The following is a 16,283-nucleotide window of genomic DNA, read 5'->3' on the forward strand; positions in this document are numbered from 1 at the left end:
CCACTCCGACGGGGACGGGCTGCCGTGGGGTGTTCGGCCTACCGACCCTATGGCGGCGGCGGGGACCTGTCCAGAACGGCATCGAAGCGCTTCGACAGCCGTGGGCCGGGGCCGGGTCAGGCCAGTTCGCCGAGGACCTCCCAGGTCCGTACGCGCGAGTCGTCGCCGTCGGCCTCGGTGCCGCTGACGACCACGTCGGTGGCGCCCGCGTCCCGGTAACGGCGCACCGCCTCGGTGAGCGCCTTCTCGTCGCCGACGACGGCGAGGTCACTGGGGTGCCGATGGCCGGACAGCTCCACGACGCGGGCGCAGGACGGGATCCGCGCGCAGAACGACAGCCGCTCGTACACCGCGGGGCGCACCGCGTCCGCGTCCCCGGTGACGACGCCGGGCACGATGTGCTCCTCCAGGGCGCGCGGGCCCGCGAGGTAGGGCAGGATCCCGTCGGCGAGCCTGCCGCTGACCCGCAGCGTGTCGGGCCGCGGCGCGGTGGGCCCGGACGGAGGCGGCGGCGCGCCTACCGTCCCCCGTATGACCACACGCGCGCGGCTCTCTCTTCTTCTGCTCGCCGGGGCCTCCGGCGCCGTGGACGCGCTGGCGTTCACCGCGCTCGGCACCGTCTTCGCCGGAGTGATGACCGGGAACCTCGTGCTGCTCGGCGTGGCGTTCGGGGACGTGGCCGGGGGCGGGGCCGGGCACGGGGAAGGGGTGGCCGGGCCGTTGTACGCGCTCGCCGGGTACGTCGTCGGGGCGGTGCTCGTGGCGCGCGGGTGCCGGGGACCGGCCCCTCGGGACCCGTGGCGGGGCCGCGTCGTGGCCTGTCTCGCGGCGCAGACCGTACTGCTCGCGGGCGTCGCGGTCGCGGGCGCGGTGTGCGACGGGCGGCCCGGCGCCGCGTGGCGGACCGTGCTGCTGCTGACCGCCGCGCTCGCGATGGGCGGCCAGTCGGCGGCGATGGTCGCGGCCGGTGCCGCGCCCACCACGTACTTCACCGGGACCCTCACCACGCTCGTCACCGGGTTCACGGACGGTTCGCGGCGCGGGGCCGGGCAGCTCTGGGTCGTCGCCCGGCTCGTCGCGGTCGTCTGCGGGGCCGCCTGCGCGGTGGCCCTGCACGCGCGTACGCCGTCGTGGGGGTTCGCGCCACCGGCCGTTCTGTCGGCCGCCGCGGTGGTGTGCCAGAAACCTGCACAGCGAGTGCGCAGAGCAGTCACGGGGGAACACAAAAATCCATCGCGCGTCGCGGACGAGGAAACCCATTGATGCGCGAGTGTCCATTTTGCTGAAAGTGGCACCGCTCTCCTCGCAATTCCTTCCGTGAAGGTTGTGAAGGGAATGGCGCCGGTCGGTGAATGGTCCTGCACCAGGCGGTAATTGACCGCGCACATCCCCTCTCACCGGGGACCTTCCGATTAGCTGTGCGATGCGTCGACGTGCTTTGATCCTCCGCACCGCAGGACCTCACGGATTCGCCTCCACCGATTCCGTGCAGCGTTCCCGCGTTTATCGCGATACCCGAATACCCACTGAGAAGGGCGGCTCTCCTCATGAGCAACACCCCCCAGGTCCAGACCCTCGAGATCTCCGACGCCGAGCTGGACAACGTCTCCGGCGGCCTCGTCGGCGGCGTTGCCGCCAACGTGACCGGCACCGTCGACTCGATCGCCCCGGTCTCGGGCGTCGTCGCGGGCGTCACCGGCACCGTCGAGGGCCTGACGGGCGTCAACGTCGGCGCCGTCACGGGTCTGGCCACCGGTCTGGTCGCCGGCCTCTGAGCCGGATCCACCACGGATCACGCCGCCGCCACCTGACGGGCGGCGGCTCCAAGGCCCCGGGACCTCACGGTCCCGGGGCTTTCGGGCTACGTAAGGGAAACATCGCGTGCAGTTCCGCCAACAGGCCCTCAGCAAGCTGCAGTCACCGGAGGAGCTCGATCTGCCGGTGCGCCTCGCGCGGCCGCAGGGGGTGCTCGCCCTGGCCGTGACCGTCGTCGTCATGGCCGCGTCCTGCGTGTGGGCCGTCACCGGCTCGGTGGACTCGACGCTCAGGGCGAGCGGGATCCTCACGTACGGGCAGGGCAGCTACGTCCTCCAGACCCCGGTCACCGGGCAGGTCACGGGCGTGTACGTGAAGGAGGGGCAGCGGGTCGGCAAGGACGCCCCGCTGCTCAGGGTGCGTACGGAGCAGGGGAACCGGGTCGTGCGCGCCATCGACGCGGGGCGCGTCACCGCGCTCGTCGCCCGCATCGGCTCCGTCGTCACCACGGGCGCCGACGTCGCGACCCTGGAGCGGACCACGTCCGTGCGCGACCCGCTGCTCGCCATGGTCTACGTGCCCGCGACCGGCGCGGCGAACGTGCCCGCGAACGCCGCCGTCGATCTCACCGTGCCCGCCGCCCAGAGCTACGGCGTGCTGCGCGGCAAGGTGAAGGCGGTCGGCCGCGCCGCCCAGACCCGGCGCCAGGTCACCGACTTCCTCGGCGACGGCGAGCTGGCCGGACAGTTCACGAAGGGCGGCGCCCGCGTGCCCGTGCTCGTCCAGCTCACCAAGGACGCGCACACGAAGTCCGGCTACGCCTGGTCGACGGAGGACGGGCCGCCCTACCCGCTCACCTCCATGACGCTCGCCTCCGCCGCCGTGCACCTCGCCGAGCAGCGCCCGATGGATTGGCTGCTGCCATGAGCGCCACCTCGCTGCCGCCCGCGAGCCACCGCCCCGACCGCCGTCGCGCCCGCTCCGCTCCCCCGCCGCCCAGGCGCCGCAGGACCGTGCGCACCCCGACCGTGCTGCAGATGGAGGCCGTCGAGTGCGGCGCCGCCGCGCTCGGCATGGTCCTCGCCCACCACGGCCGCCACGTCCCGCTGGAGGAGCTGCGCATCGCGTGCGGCGTCTCGCGGGACGGATCGCGCGCCAGCAATCTGCTGAAGGCGGCGCGCAGTTACGGCATGACCGCCAAGGGCATGCAGATGGAGACGGCGGCCCTCGCCGACGTACAGGGCCCGGCGATCCTCTTCTGGGAGTTCAACCACTACGTCGTCTACGACGGCATGGGCCGCCGCTTCGGACGGCGCGGCGTCCACATCAACGACCCCGACAAGGGGCGCAGGTTCGTCGCAATGGAGGACTTCGACACCAGCTTCACCGGGGTCGTCCTGGTGATGGAGCCGGGCGACGGCTTCCGGACGGGCGGGCGCCGCCCCGGTGTCCTGAAGGCCCTTCCCGGACGGCTTCGCGGCACGACCGGCACCATGCTCGCCGCGCTCCTCGCGAGCCTGCTCCTCGTCGCCGTGGGCGCGGCGGTGCCCGCGCTCAGCAAGACGTACATCGACCTGTTCCTGATCGGCGACCAGACCTCGCTGCTCGGCGCGCTGTTCGCGTCGATGGCCGCCATGGTGGCCCTGACCGGTGTCCTGACCTGGCTGCAACAGGCGAACCTGCTGCGCGGCCGCATCATCTCCTCGACGCTGAGCAGCGCCCGCTTCTTCCGCCACCTGCTGCGGCTGCCGGTCACGTTCTTCGCCCAGCGCAGCCCCGCCGACCTCGTGCAGCGGCTCCAGTCCAACGACGCGGTCGCCGAGACGCTGGCCCGCGACCTCACCGCCGCCGGGGTCGACGGCGTCGTGGTGCTCCTGTACGCCGCGCTGCTGTGGACCTACGACCCGCAGCTGACCCTGGTCGGTGTCGGCATCGCGCTGCTCAACGTGGTGGCGATGCGGATCGTCGTCCGGCTGCGCGCGACCCGTACCCAGAAGCTGCGGGCGGACTCGGCGCGGCTGACCAACACCTCGTACACCGGGCTCCAGCTCATCGAGACGATGAAGGCGACCGGCGGCGAGAACGGGTACTTCCGGCGCTGGGCCGGGCAACACGCGACGACCCTGGAGGAGCAGCAGCGGCTCGGCGTGCCGAGCGCGTGGCTCGGGATCGTCGCGCCGACGCTCGCCACGCTCAACAGTGCGCTGATCCTGTGGATCGGCGGTCTGCGGGCGGTCGAGGGGCATCTGTCCGTGGGTCTGCTCGTCGCCTTCCAGGCGCTCGTCGCCCGGTTCACCGCGCCGATCACCCGGCTCAACGGCGTCGCGGGCCGCATCCAGGACTTCGCCGCCGACGTCGCCCGCCTGAAGGACGTGGAAAACTTCCCCGTCGACAGCCTGTACGCGCGCCCGGAGGCGGTGGCGAGCACGCGCCGCCTGAAGGGGCACGTCGAGCTGGACGGCATCACGTTCGGGTACAGCCCGCTCGACAAGCCGCTCCTGTCCGGGTTCTCGCTGACGGTCGGGCCCGGTCAGCAGGTGGCGCTCGTCGGCGGGTCCGGCAGCGGCAAGTCGACCGTCTCCCGGCTGATCTCCGGTCTGTACACGCCCTGGGAGGGCGTCATCCGGATCGACGACCGGCGCCTCGACGACATTCCGCGCGGCGCGCTCGCCGCGTCCGTGTCCTTCGTCGACCAGGACGTCTTCCTCTTCGAGGGCACGGTGCGCGACAACGTGGCGCTGTGGGACCCGTCGATCTCCGACGAGGCGGTCGCCGACGCGCTGCGCGACGCCTGCCTGTACGACGTGGTGGCGCGGCGGCCCGGCGGCCTGCACAGCCGCGTCGAGCAGGACGGCCGCAACTTCTCCGGCGGGCAGCGCCAGCGCCTGGAGATCGCGCGGGCGCTCGTGCGACGCCCCAGCATCCTCGTCCTGGACGAGGTGACGAGCGCGCTCGACGCCGAGACCGAACAGATCGTGATGGACAACATCCGGCGGCGCGGCTGCGCGTGCGTCGTCATCGCGCACCGTCTGAGCACCGTGCGCGACAGCGACGAGATCGTGGTCCTCGACCACGGCCAGGTCGTCGAACGGGGCCGCCACGAACATCTGGTGGCGGCGGGCGGGCCCTACGCCGAGCTGGTCAGGGAGCACTGAAGTGACGTACACATCGACGGAGTCCGCCCCGTACGCGGCCTCGGACCAGGTCGTCGCGGCGTTCGGCGGGCTCGGCACCCCGGTCGACTGCGCGGGCCTGCGCAGCCTGTCGCTCGAAGGGCCGCAGGTGCTGTGGCTCGTCGTGGACGGCGCGCTCGACCTGTTCGCCGTGGACGCCCACGCGCAGGGGCACTGGCACTTCCTGGGCCGCCTCGAACCGGGCACGCTGCTGCTCGGCCCGGTCGAGGGCACCCAGCACACCCTGGTCGGACGGCCCCTCGCGGGCTGCGCCCTGCGCCGGATCGCGCTGCGCGAGCTGCCGTACACCCCGGCCGCGCACGACGGCACGTACGACGTGGCGTGGAGCCTGTTGGAGGAGGCGTTCGCGCTCGGGGTCGGGCGCGGTCAGCGGGTGCTCTTCGAGGCGCCGCTCAGCGGGCGGGCCGGGCACTCCGACGACGACTTCACCGGCGACGACGACGTGCTCTGGCCGCAACTCGCGCCCGGCAGTGTGCAGTACGGGTCCGCGTACGCCGCCGACGCGGCAGCCGATCTGCTGATGGACGGCGCGCTGTGGCAGCGGATGGTCAACCAGCAGTACCGGCTCCTCGCCACCCTCGACCGCTGGATCGAGCGCATGGAGAGCGCGCACGAGGACCGGGCTGCGGCCGGGATCCGCGCGGGCGAGGCCGTCCGCGAACAGGCCGACCGCACGCTGCTCGCCTCCATCGGTCCGCGCGGGCGGCGCGGGCGCACCACACAGAGCGGCGTCGACGCGACGTACGCGGCGTGCAAGGTGGTGGCGGACGCGGCCGGGATCCGGCTCGCCGAGCCGGGCCGCGGCGGCGCGGTCAGCGACCGGATCGACCCGGTCGAGCAGGTCGCGGTGGCCTCCCGGATCCGGACCCGTCCGGTACGGCTCGCCGGGAACTGGTGGCGGCAGGACATGGGCCCCCTCGTCGGGTTCCGGGCCGCGTCCGGGGCGCCGGTCGCCCTGCTGTGGCGGCGCGGCGGCTACGAGGCCGTGCACCCCTCCGCCGAGCGCGGCGGCACCCGGATCGACGAGGACACCGCGGAGGACTTCGAGGAGCGGGCCGTCATGCTGTACCGGCCGCTGCCCGAGGAGAGGCTGACGCCCTGGCGGCTTGCCCGGTTCAGCCTGCGCGCCGCCGCGTCCGACGTACGCAGGCTGTTGCTCGCGGGTCTGGTGACGGTCGGGCTCGGCGCGCTGGTCCCGGTCGCGACGGGCCATGTGCTCGGCACGTACGTGCCCAACGCGCAGACGAGCCTCATCACGCAGGTGTCCCTCGCCGTCGTGATCACCAGCCTCGTCTCCGCCGTCTTCATGCTGCTGCAGAACGTCACCGTGCTGCGGGTCGAGGGACGCGTCGAGAGTGTGCTCCAACCCGCTGTCTGGGACCGGCTGCTTCGGCTGCCGACCCGCTTCTTCGCGTCCCGCTCCACCGGCGAACTGGCGAGCGCGGCCATGGGCATCAGCGCGATCCGCCGGCTCCTGTCCGGGGTCGGCCCGGTGGCCGTGCAGTCGGTGACCATCGGCGCGATGAACCTCGTCCTGCTGCTCCTCTACAGCGTGCCGCTCGCGCTCGCCGCGCTCGGCATGCTGGTGGTCGTCGCCCTCGTCTTCCTCACCCTCGGCCTGTGGGAGCTGCGCTGGCAGCGGCGGCTCGTGGAGCTCGGCAACAAGCTCAACAACCGCGCCTACCAGACCTTGCGCGGGCTGCCGAAGCTGCGGGTCGCCGGGGCGGAGAGCTTCGCGTACGCGGCCTGGGCGAAGGAGTTCGCGCGCAGCCGCGACCTGCACCGCCGCGCGGGCCGCATCAAGAACGCGACGACGGTCCTCAACGCCGTCTACCTGCCGCTGTGCTCACTGGTGATGTTCATGCTGCTCGCGGGCCCGGCCCGGGGCAGCATGTCGGCGGCGTCCTTCCTCACCTTCAACACGGCGGTGACGATGCTGCTCACCTCCGTGACGCAGCTGACGGGCGCGCTCATCTCGGCCGCCGCCGTGCTGCCCATGTACGAGCAGATCAAGCCCGTCCTCGACGCCGAGCCGGAGGTGCGCGGCACCGCGACCCAGCCCGGCGAGCTGACCGGCGCCCTGGAGGCCCGCGACCTCTCCTTCCGCTACACCGACGACGGGCCGCTCGTCCTGGACGGCGTGTCGCTCGCGATCCGGCCCGGCGAGTTCGTGGCCGTCGTCGGCGAGAGCGGCTGCGGCAAGTCGACCCTGCTCCGCCTCCTCATCGGCTTCGACGCGCCCACGTCCGGCAGCGTCCTCTACGACGGCCAGGACCTCGCCGCGCTCGACCAGGCGGCGGTGCGGCGCCAGTGCGGGGTCGTCCTGCAGAACGCGCAGCCGCTGACCGGCTCGATCCTCGACTGCATCTGCGGCGCCGAGTCGTTCACGCAGGAGGAGGCCATGGCGGCGGCCGAGATGGCGGGGCTAGCCGAGGACATCAAGCGGATGCCGATGGGCCTGCACACGATGATCTCCGGAGGCGGGGCGATCTCCGGCGGGCAGCGGCAGCGGCTGATGATCGCGCAGGCCCTGATCCGCCGCCCGCGCCTGCTCTTCTTCGACGAGGCGACGAGCGCGCTCGACAACGAGACCCAGCGCATCGTCATCGACAGCACGCGCGCCCTGCACGCCACCCGCGTCGTCATCGCGCACCGCCTGTCCACGGTCCTCGACGCGGACCGGGTGATCGTCATGTCGGCGGGGCGCGTCGTCCAGCAGGGCGCGCCCGCCGAACTCCTCGCCGACACCGGCGGGCGCCTGCACGAGCTGGTGCGGCGGCAACTGGCGTGACGGACGGGGCGCCGGCAGCCTGCGGGCGGGGCGGGGCGCGCAGGACGTGAGTGCGGGGACCGGGACAGGGAGCACCCCGAGCGGTTACGCTCACTATGAGTGAACTCGCTTACGTTCGGGTGGTGTTGATGCTGCGTCGGGGGATCAGCGGTGACACGGTGGGTGACAGGCCGAGGGACAGGTCGGGGGACGGGCGCGCGGGCCCGAAGCGGGATCTGCGCAGCCGCCCGTTCCCGGTGGTGGCGGGCGGCACGCCGCAGGCCAGGCGCGAGGCGCTCCTGGCGATCCGCGCGTGGGCGGAGCAGGAGGCCGAGGACGCCGTCGACTGGTATCTGCGCGACCGGCGGCTCAAGCGGCGCGGCTCGCGCCTCATCCGCGGCCTGACGATCCTCCTGGCCATAGCGGGGACGGCCGTCCCGCTCGCGGGCTCCCTCGACCAGGGCCCGCCGCAGGCGCTCGGGTACGTGCTGCTCGCGCTTGCCGCGGGCTGCAAGGGCTTCGACCACTTCTTCGGGCTCTCCGCCGCCTGGATGCGGGACATGGCGGCGGCGCAGGCGCTGCGCACGAAGCTCAGCGAGTTCCGGCTCGCCTGGTCGCGCGAGGAGCTGCGGGCGGGCCCCGCGGCGGACGGCATCACCGCCGAGGACCTGGAGCATCGCATGGACCTGATCACCGCGCTGGTGGCGGCCGTGCACAGCCAGGTCGAGGGCGAGACGGCGGGCTGGCTGACCGAGTTCGCCGCGAGCGAGCAGCAGTTGCGGGACCAGACGGCGGTTCCCGGGCCCGCGCCCGCGCCGCGCTGAGGTTCGGGAGGGACGGCCCGGTCGACGACGGGGCTCGTTCACGAGCATGGGGCTCTGGGGCCCGACTACGGGGGCGGGGAGCATGGGGCGGATCTTTACGGTGGTGGCGCCGGACGGCGTGCAGCGGGACGTGGCGGTGACGGCCGCCGGGGACACCCCGGTCCGGGCCGTCGCGGAGGCGCTCGGCCATGTGTGCGGGCTGCCGGAGGTGACGCGGCTCGCGCTGCGCGGCGCGCAGGGCACGTCGGGTCCGGAGAACGTGGCGCTGGACGCGCCGCTCGACGAGTCGCCGCTGCGGGACGGCTGCACGCTCTGGCTGCACCGGCCTCCGGCCCCGCCGACGGCCGCCGGGCCCGACTTCACGGCCCTGCCGCAGGACCTGCTCACCGCGGGCGGCGACGGCACCCTCATGTTCCGCAGGCCGCCCCGGGTGTTCCCGGCCGGGCCGCCGGTCGAACCGGGCAGGCCGGGCCGGTTCCGGCTGCGCCGCGCCGCGAAGCGGGCCCGCGAACAGCTGCGGGCGCAGACCGCGTACCTGGTGCCCGGCCCCGCCGACATCCTGGCCGGGGCCTACGGCGAGACGGCCCGCCTGTGGGAGCGCCGGGTGGGCGACAGCGACCATCTGCGGCTGCGCGTCGGCGTCAACAGCGTCGGGGCCTACCCCGTCCCCGTCGCCGTCGACCTGCCGGGCACGGGCGTCCTCGGCATCGCGGGGACCACCCCCGTGACCCGCCGCATCGGGGCGTGGCTGGTCGCGCAGGTGGCGTTGTTGCACAGCCCGGCCGACGTGGGGGTGCGGGTGTTCACGACGCCCGCCGGGTCGGCCGACTGGCGGTTCGCCCGCTGGCTGCCGGGCCTGCGCTCGTACGACGGGGAGAGCCGGCCGCGGATCAGCACCGACTACGCCGGCCACCTGCGGCAGGTCTCCGAGGCGCTGACGACGCTGCGCGAGCGGCAGAGCAGGCCGCTGCCGACGGCCGACGGCTCCCGGCGCCATCTGGTGCTCGTCCTCGACGGGGCCCGCCCGCTCATCTCGCTGCCCGGGGTGCCGCAGTTGCTGCGCGAGGGCCCGGCCGCCGGGATCTTCACCGTATGCCTGGCGCCGGACGTGCGGTCGCTGCCGCAGCAGTGCGCGGCGGTGATCGAGGCCGAGCAACTCCCGCCGCGCTCCCCGGACTCGACGGCCTTCACCCTGTACGCGGCGGGCGGCACCGACCTGACGGGCATCGCCGACACCGTCTCCGACGACTGGCTGGACCGGACGGCCCGCGCCGTCGCCCCGCTGCGCGACGCCTCCGCCGACGATCTGCGCCCGCGTCCGCACCGCCTCCTGGACCTGCTCGGCCTGGGCACGCCCGATCCGCAGGAGATCGTGGCGCGCTGGGAGGCGTCGCCGCGCGGCACGGAGGCGCTGATCGGCCGGTCCACGCCCACCCCGGTCGCCCTCGATCTGCTGCGGGACGGCCCGCACGCCCTGGTCGCGGGCACCACCGGGTCCGGCAAGACGGAGTTCCTCTGCACCTGGATCGCCTCGCTGGCGGTGGCGAACCGGCCGGACGAGATGACGTTCATGCTCGTCGACCACAAGGGCGGCGCCGCCTTCGGCGACCTGGCCCGCCTCCCCCACACGGTGGCGGTCGTCAACGATGTGGGGCCGGGGCTCGGCGAGCGTGTCCTCGACGGCCTCGGCGCCGAACTGCGCCGCCGCGAACGCCGGTTGTTCGAGGCCCAGGTGAAGGACATCCACGAGTACGCGGACCTGCGCGACCGGGGCCGGGGCGGGACGGAGCCGGCTCCGCCGCCGCTGCCCCGGCTCGTCATCGTCATGGACGAGTTCGCCTCGCTCGCCCGCGAGGACGCCGACTTCCTGTCAGGCCTGATCGACATCGCCCGGCGCGGCCGCTCCCTCGGCATCCACCTGGTCTGCGCCACCCAGCGCCCGTCGGGCGTGGTCAGCGCGGAGATCCGCGCCCTGACCAACCTGCGGGTCGCCCTGCGCCTCCTCGACCCGGGCGAGAGCATGGACGTCATCGACGCGCCGGACGCCGCCCAGCTGAGCACGTCGTCGCCCGGTATCGCCCTGATCAGGACCGGCACCTTCGACCCGCTGCTCGTCCAGACCGCCCGCGTCGGCGGCCTGCACCGGCCGGCGGGCCGCGAGGCGGTCGTCGTCCGGGAGATCACGCCCTACGGGTCCCAGCCGCGCACCCCGCTGACCGTGCGGGCCGAACCCGACTCGGTCGGCACGACGGATCTCGCGCTGCTGGTGGACGCTCTGTGCGAGGCGACCGAACTGCTCGCCGTCGAACCGCCGCCCACCCCGCTGCCACCGCCGCTCAAGGAGGTCCTGCCGCTCACCGACATCCGGCCGCCCTCGCGCGGCCGGGGCCTCGCGCCCCTCGCGTTCGGCCTGGAGGACGCGCCGGAGGAGCAGACGCAGCGCCCGGCCATCCTCGACCTGGCGCGCGACGGCAACCTGCGGATCGTGGGGGCGCCCCGCACCGGCCGCTCCCAGTTCCTGCGCACCCTCGCGGCGGCGGTCGCCCGCCAGCACAGCACGGCCGACATCCACGTGTACGGGATCGACTGCGGCGACGGCGCGCTCCAGGCGCTCACCGAACTCCCGCACTGCGGCACCGTCGTGCACCTGGGCCGCCCCGACCACATGGTGCGGCTGCTCGGCATGTTGACCGCCACCGTGCGCAGGCGTCAGGAGCTGCTCTCGCACGGCGGCTTCGCGGACATCGGCGCGCAGCGCCAGTCCGTCGCGGGACCGCGCCGGATGCACTACCTCCTCGTCCTCCTCGACGGCTGGGAGGAGTTCCTGACCAGCATGGGCTCCACCGACGGCGGCGGCGCCGTCGACGATCTGTACGCGGTGCTGCGCGGCGGCCCGCAGGTCGGCGTGTGCACGGTCCTGGCGGGCGGCGCCCAGATCCTCAGCACGCGGCGCCTGGTCTCGCTGACCGAGCGCCTCCTCGTCCTGCGCCTTCCCGCCCCCGACTGGTACGCCAACGTGGGGCTCCCCCGGCGGCGCTTCCCCGAGGTGCAGCCCGCCGGGCGGGCGCTGAGCGCGGAGAGCGGGCGGCTGCTGCAGATCGCGACGCTGCCGGGGCCCACGACACGGCAGGGCCAGACCGACGCGCTCGCCCGGTACGCGGCCGAGGCGCGCGCCCGCGACACCGACGTCCAGGGCAGCCAGCGCCCGTTCCGCATCGAGGATCTGCCGCTGGTGGCCGACCAGTTCCACGTGGGGACGGGCAAGGGCCGCCCGGTGGGGCGTGAGGCGGAGCTGGCCTGGCTGCGCGACCGGCACGCCACCGGCGCCTCGGTCGCCCTGCTCGGACCGCGCAGGGCGGGCAAGACGTGGGTGCTCGAAGAGCTGTGGCGGCGGCTGCGCGCGGACGGCGCCACCGCCGTCCAGCCGATCCTGGTGCTCCCCTCCAGCGGGCAGGTCGAGACCCCGGACGCCCTCGCCCACCTCCTGGACCGCCGGCTCTCCGGGCCCGGCGCCGCCCAGCGGCTCATCAACAAGGTGGGCCGGCGCTCGGGCTCCGACCGGATGGCGTTCCTCCTCGACGAGATCGGCCGGCTCGTCCACTACGACCCCGGTGTCGTCTCGTGGCTGCGCGACCTCGGGCAGGCCGGGGCCTGGTTCGTCTACACCGGCACCGAGAAGGACTGGCACCGGGTGGTGCGCTGGGCGCTGACCGCGCCGGGTTCGAGCTTCGGCAACGACGTGAACGCGCGGGTCCTCGGCCCGCTCGACCACCAGGCCGCCCTGAAGTTCCTCACCGGCACCGCGGAGAACCTGGGCGTGAACATCGCCCCGGACCGCACCGGGCAGGCCGTTCTCGACCTCGTCGGCACCTGGCCCTTCTACCTCCAGGTCGTCGGCGACGCCCTGGTCCGCGCCGCGCAGGACAACGAGGTCCGCCCGCTCTCCGACGACCAGGCCCTCGCCGACCTCGTCGAGCAGCGCCTCGTCGTGGAGTGGGACCACCACTTCCGGGCGCGCTGGGAGGAGATCGGCCCCGCCGGGCGCGCGGCGCTCCTCGCCGACCCCGGCGCCGTCCCGGTCGACCCGGCCCGCGCCCAGCGCAACGACCTGCGGGAGGTGGGCCTGCTCGGCCTCAACAACCGGTGGCTGGCCGACCGGCCGTTCCTCGACTGGGTCGGCCACAGCGAGAGTGCGCTGCGCGACGAGGAGTCCCGGCCGTGACCCGTCCATCCGCCGCCCTGCCCCAGTCCTGACCAGCCTCCCCGGGAATGACGACCATGAGCGACTTCTGGCCCAGCCAGGCCTACCGCCACGACCTCGACATCCGCTTCGCCGACGGCGCCGTCCCGGCGTGGGCGCGCCCGCTGGTGGAGGGCCGGCCGCCGAACAGCACCGCGTGGGTGGCGGTCATGGCGCGGCGGGCCGGGAAGAGCTGGCTCGCGCAGGCCGCCGAGCGGGCGGGGGCGGCCCCGGGCGGGGCGCGCCGTATCGATCTGCGCTCCGGCGAGGCGGCGGTCCGCCGGGCGGGGCTCGGCTGCCTGCTCGGCCGGCGTTCGGCCCCGGCGCCCGCCCCGGGCTCGGTGCTGTTCGTGGACGAGCCCGCGCTGTCCGCGCCGGGGCGGCCGGGCCATGGGGTGGACCCGGCCGTGCTCGCCGCCGGGCTCGCCCAGGTGCGGGAGGCGGGCATCGTCCCCGTCGTCCTCGCGACCCCGGCCGAGCACGAGCTGCTCGGGCCCTACCTGGGCGCCGACCACCCCAAGGACGTCGTCCGGCCGCCCGTGCTGTCGGCCGGGGAGTGTGCGCGGATGGCGGCGCGCGCCCCGGACTGGGCGCCGGGTGTGGTGGAGCTGCTCCGCGACTCCTTCCCGGGCTGGCTCCAGACCCCGTTCCTCCTCGAACTCGCGCTGTACGTGTCCGAGTTGGAGCCGGAGCTGCGCACGGACGCCGAAGCCCTCGACCGGGCGGCGAGCGACGCGGCCGTGGAGCGGCACGCCTACATCGACCAGTGGTTCCACGACGGGACCTCGGCGGCGGGGCGCGCGTCGCTGCGCGCCCACCGCTGGCGCGGCTCGGGGCTGACCGTCTCCGAACCCGAGGGGCGGGCCGAGACCCGGGCCGAGCAGCCGCGCTCCGGCGCCGCGGACCCGGCCGCCGACCCGGTCCTCGCCCGCCACCTGCCCGAGGTGCTCCGCGTCCACCACGTCTCCGACCTGCACCACGGCGGCAGCCTGCGCTCCAACGTCGACGCCAAGGACGTCACCGAGGCGGGCCGCAGGCTGGCCGATCTCGCGGGCGCGGGATCCCCGATGGACAGCTATCTGGAGCATCTGCGCCGCCTCGGCGAACTCGGCCGGGCACCGCACCTGCTGCTCGTCACCGGCGATCTCGTCAACCGGCCGCACGACGCGTTCGGCACCGTCGCGCTCAACTGGCTGCGCAAGGCGGGCAAGAGCCTCGCCGACCACCCGGACCTGCGCCCGGACGATCCCCGCATCCTGCTCGTCGGCGGCAACCACGACGTGTCGTGGGACCTCACCCTCGATCCCCGGCCCGGGGCGCGGCACGAGTGGTTCGCGCGGACCTTCGCCGAGTTCCCCCACCCGGACCTGCACGAGCCCCGCCAGGACCGCAGGCGCCTGTACGTGCGCTACCCGGAGGCGGGGCTTCGGATCGCGCTGCTCGGCTCCGCCGAGTCGGGCGGCGAGGCGGCCCACGACGAGGACCGCGGCAAGCTGGAGGCGGCGCAGGAGGAGTTCGCCACCGCGCTCGACGAGACCGAACTCGCCTCGCTGATACTGGACTTCGAGCGGATCGACCCCGGGGTCGTCTCCCGCGCCGTCCTCGACCGGCTCGCCCCCGACCCGGGCTGGACCACGCTCGCCGCCCTGCACCACCCGCTCTCCCCGGTGCCCGCGGTGGAGATCGCCCCGTACTCGGGGGTGGTCAACGCGGGGCAGGCCAAGCGGGCGCTGGCCGCCGCCGAGACGTCCCTGGTCCTGCACGGCCATACGCATCTGGGGTTCCTGGCCGCCGAGCGGCTGCTCGGCGGGGAGCAGGAGTGGACGACGCGGATCGCCGGGGCGCCCGCGCTCGGCAGCCGCGAGACGGATGAGCACAACGGGTACAACGAGGTGTTCGTGGCCCGCGAGGGCGACGCGCACACGCTCGCCGTGCGCACGGTCCGCCTCGCGGGCGGCCAGTGGGTGGCGGACCGGGCGATCGCCTTCCGGCCGGGCGCCCCGGCCGAACTCCCCCTGTCCGAGCTGTGCCGGGACTGACCGCGGGGCTTGCGGAATTCACAGGTCAGCGCAGGTCCCCGAACTCGCTGAGCACGTTGTCCGGCGTGAGCGCGTTCACGTAGTGGCCGGGTCCGTGGTCCTCGAAGGAGTACTTGAACGGGAGGGAGCGGGTCAGGGCGAGCCGCGCCGCGAAGAACGCCAGCGGCGCGACGACGGCGAGCCCCGCGAGGCTGTCCATCTGCGGGTAGGTCGGCGCCGGTTCGCGGCGTTCGACCCAGCCGTGCTCCTGGACCGAGCGCGGGACCGCCGCGAGGCGGCGAAGCCGGTGCACGGGGCTGACCCCGGCGAGCAGGTCGCCCGGGAGCGAGACGGCCTCGGCCGCCACGTCGGCCGCCGCCCCGAACGCGGCGTCCAGACCGGTGCGCTCCTTGCGGAAGTGGAACTCGCGGCCGAACGGGGCGTACGGGCCGACGGGGCGCGGCGGCAGGGCGGGCACCACGTCGTGGTCGTAGATGTAGCGCAGGAGCCGGTCGCGCAGCAGGTGGGTGCCGTTGACGTCGGTGGCGCGCTCGCAGGCGCGGGCGAGTTCGGGGCCGCCGAGCATGGGCTGGCCGAAGGTGTAGACGGCGCGCAGACAGCGGGCGATGCGGGCGTAGCGCGGTTCGTGGACGAGGGTGACCGCCATGAGGGCCGCCATGGCCGCGCCGAGGCTGTGCCCCGTGATGTAGAGCGCTTCGAGGCCGCCGCCCCGTGTGCCGTCCTCGCGCGGGTCGAGGGACTCGCCGCGCACGGCCCGGTCGAGGGCCTCCAGGACCAGGTGGCGGGTGGCGCGCATGTTGCGGTAGAAGCCCGCGTGCACGGGGTGGCGGACGCCGTCGAGGTCGACGCGGAGGGTGTCGGGGTGCACGTCGGCGTCGGTGAGGATGGAGATGATGTCCTCGGGCTGGGTGCCTCGATAGCAGAGGATCGCGACGCGGCGGTCCTTGTCCTGGATCAGGTAGGCGGCGGAGGAGATGTAGAGCGCGTCGACGCGCTGGACGAAGACGCGGCAGCGGTTCTCCTCCAGGCCGAGCCGGGTCGCCATCATCGCGACGGTGGCGGGGTCGGCGCCCTGGTCGAATCCGGCGTAGGCGTACGCCGACAGCGTCGCGAAGGCGTGCGGAAGGACGCCGTCCGGGTCGGGGTGCCCCTTGTCGTCGAGGAGCCGTGCCGGCAGGTCGGGGTAGACGGGAAAGGTCGCCCGGCCCCCTTCGACGAAGGTCGGTTCCTTGAAGGGGCGCAGCTCGGCGAAGGTCGGTCCGTGCTCGGTCATGTCCCGCATGAAGGGCCTCCCTGGACGGGCTGCCGAGCACACCACCGGGACGACACGCCGTCAAGGCGTCGCTGACCGGCCACCGCCGGGGCGCCCTGGAGGGGCGAGTGAGGAGCGGGCGGCGCACGGTACGGGGTCACGGCGGGGGCCGCCGGGGCGCTCGGCCCTGACATGCCCAAACCCCCTCA

General features: G+C 74.3%; 9 protein-coding genes and 1 pseudogene. 8 read left to right on the forward strand and 2 right to left on the reverse strand.

Annotation, left to right across the window (positions count from 1 at the left end; genetic code table 11):
• Positions 1-116: 116 nt before the first annotated feature.
• A pseudogene (locus C1N81_RS13245) lies at positions 117-479 on the reverse strand (LLM class F420-dependent oxidoreductase); the annotation flags it as partial.
• Between the two features lie 52 nt (positions 480-531).
• On the opposite strand from C1N81_RS13245, the gene C1N81_RS13250 reads away from it, so the two are divergent.
• The 8 genes from C1N81_RS13250 to C1N81_RS13285 all read left to right on the forward strand — a co-directional run bounded on the left by C1N81_RS13250 (position 532) and on the right by C1N81_RS13285 (position 14,822).
• Positions 532-1,263, forward strand: coding sequence for a DUF1275 family protein (locus C1N81_RS13250; protein WP_394429000.1), 732 nt, complete (start codon positions 532-534; stop codon positions 1,261-1,263).
• A gap of 284 nt (positions 1,264-1,547) precedes the next feature.
• Positions 1,548-1,775: a type A2 lantipeptide gene (locus tag C1N81_RS13255; RefSeq protein WP_394429001.1), complete on the forward strand. Its 228-nt coding sequence runs from the start codon at positions 1,548-1,550 to the stop codon at positions 1,773-1,775.
• Positions 1,776-1,881: 106 nt separating this feature from the next.
• Positions 1,882-2,682 carry an HlyD family efflux transporter periplasmic adaptor subunit gene (locus tag C1N81_RS13260; RefSeq protein WP_394429002.1) on the forward strand — a complete coding sequence of 267 codons (801 nt, stop codon included), beginning with the start codon at positions 1,882-1,884 and terminating at the stop codon, positions 2,680-2,682.
• The gene (locus C1N81_RS13265; protein WP_394429003.1) at positions 2,679-4,910 is read left to right on the forward strand and encodes an NHLP family bacteriocin export ABC transporter peptidase/permease/ATPase subunit; all 2,232 of its coding nucleotides are present in this window, start codon (positions 2,679-2,681) and stop codon (positions 4,908-4,910) included. The genes C1N81_RS13260 and C1N81_RS13265 overlap by 4 nt, the downstream gene beginning before the upstream one ends.
• A gap of 1 nt (position 4,911) precedes the next feature.
• A complete protein-coding gene (locus C1N81_RS13270; RefSeq protein WP_394429004.1) occupies positions 4,912-7,740 on the forward strand; it encodes an NHLP bacteriocin export ABC transporter permease/ATPase subunit in 2,829 nt (942 codons plus the stop codon).
• Between the two features lie 95 nt (positions 7,741-7,835).
• Positions 7,836-8,543 carry an SLATT domain-containing protein gene (locus tag C1N81_RS13275; protein WP_394429005.1) on the forward strand — a complete coding sequence of 236 codons (708 nt, stop codon included), beginning with the start codon at positions 7,836-7,838 and terminating at the stop codon, positions 8,541-8,543.
• A gap of 82 nt (positions 8,544-8,625) precedes the next feature.
• Positions 8,626-12,765, forward strand: coding sequence for an FtsK/SpoIIIE domain-containing protein (locus tag C1N81_RS13280; protein WP_394429006.1), 4,140 nt, complete (start codon positions 8,626-8,628; stop codon positions 12,763-12,765).
• Positions 12,766-12,812: 47 nt separating this feature from the next.
• Positions 12,813-14,822 carry a metallophosphoesterase family protein gene (locus C1N81_RS13285; protein WP_394429007.1) on the forward strand — a complete coding sequence of 670 codons (2,010 nt, stop codon included), beginning with the start codon at positions 12,813-12,815 and terminating at the stop codon, positions 14,820-14,822.
• 25 nt (positions 14,823-14,847) lie between these two features.
• Here C1N81_RS13285 and C1N81_RS13290 read toward each other — a convergent pair whose 3' ends face one another.
• Positions 14,848-16,104, reverse strand: coding sequence for a lipase family protein (locus C1N81_RS13290; RefSeq protein WP_394429008.1), 1,257 nt, complete (start codon positions 16,102-16,104; stop codon positions 14,848-14,850).
• Positions 16,105-16,283 lie beyond the last annotated feature (179 nt).

The sequence above is a fragment of the Streptomyces sp. SGAir0957 genome (assembly GCF_043523415.1).

Excerpts from the sequence above, each read along its gene's own strand:
- C1N81_RS13250 (WP_394429000.1), top strand. The coding sequence starts at position 532 with ATGACCACACGCGCGCGGCTCTCTCTTCTTCTGCTCGCCGGGGCCTCC.
- C1N81_RS13255 (WP_394429001.1), top strand. The coding sequence starts at position 1,548 with ATGAGCAACACCCCCCAGGTCCAGACCCTCGAGATCTCCGACGCCGAG.
- C1N81_RS13265 (WP_394429003.1), top strand. The coding sequence starts at position 2,679 with ATGAGCGCCACCTCGCTGCCGCCCGCGAGCCACCGCCCCGACCGCCGT.
- C1N81_RS13275 (WP_394429005.1), top strand. The coding sequence starts at position 7,836 with ATGAGTGAACTCGCTTACGTTCGGGTGGTGTTGATGCTGCGTCGGGGG.
- C1N81_RS13280 (WP_394429006.1), top strand. The coding sequence starts at position 8,626 with ATGGGGCGGATCTTTACGGTGGTGGCGCCGGACGGCGTGCAGCGGGAC.
- C1N81_RS13285 (WP_394429007.1), top strand. The coding sequence starts at position 12,813 with ATGACGACCATGAGCGACTTCTGGCCCAGCCAGGCCTACCGCCACGAC.
- C1N81_RS13290 (WP_394429008.1), bottom strand. The coding sequence starts at position 16,104 with ATGCGGGACATGACCGAGCACGGACCGACCTTCGCCGAGCTGCGCCCC.